Raw genomic sequence first — 465 nt, 5'->3', positions numbered from 1 at the left:
GATGCGAGCGTGCCGGTGAACGTGAACCTGAGCACGTACGCAGGCCCCGAGGGGCGCTTCTGCCCGGCGGCCGTGTACGAGTTCGTGAAGAACGACGACGGCAGCGACCGGCTGGTGATCAACGCGCAGAACTGCGTGCACTGCAAGACTTGCGACATCAAGGACCCGACGCAGAACATCGTGTGGGTCACGCCGGAAGGCAGTGGCGGGCCGAATTACCCGAACATGTGAGGCGATGGAGGGTATCGCGAGAGTCAGATCGATGTTCTTGCCGGACATTTTTACAATTTACAACCTGACCTGGATCCCATGCCTCGCGAGTGAGGGTGCCTCAAGTATTTGCCAGCCTTCAGTATTGAATAAACACACTCTATTCAACTCTTAGATCGAAGGGAATCACGCATGAAGATTCACGAGTACCAGGGTAAGGAAATCCTGCGGAAATTCGGAGTCGCGGTACCGCGC

Annotated in this window: 1 protein-coding gene and 1 pseudogene; both read left to right on the top strand. The window is 56.6% G+C overall.

Annotated features, from left to right (window positions below; all coding sequences use genetic code 11):
* The coding region (locus DIE23_RS39210; protein WP_185646628.1) for a 4Fe-4S dicluster domain-containing protein at positions 1-231 on the top strand (231 nt) is incomplete at its 5' end.
* Between the two features lie 171 nt (positions 232-402).
* A pseudogene (locus DIE23_RS39205) lies at positions 403-465 on the top strand (succinyl-CoA synthetase subunit beta); the annotation flags it as partial.

Origin of the sequence: Burkholderia sp. Bp9143 (genome assembly GCF_003853645.1) — a bacterium.
Lineage (GTDB): Bacteria > Pseudomonadota > Gammaproteobacteria > Burkholderiales > Burkholderiaceae > Burkholderia.
The sequence above is the reverse complement of the archived record's forward strand: the minus strand, read 5'-3'. Positions and strand labels throughout refer to the sequence as shown.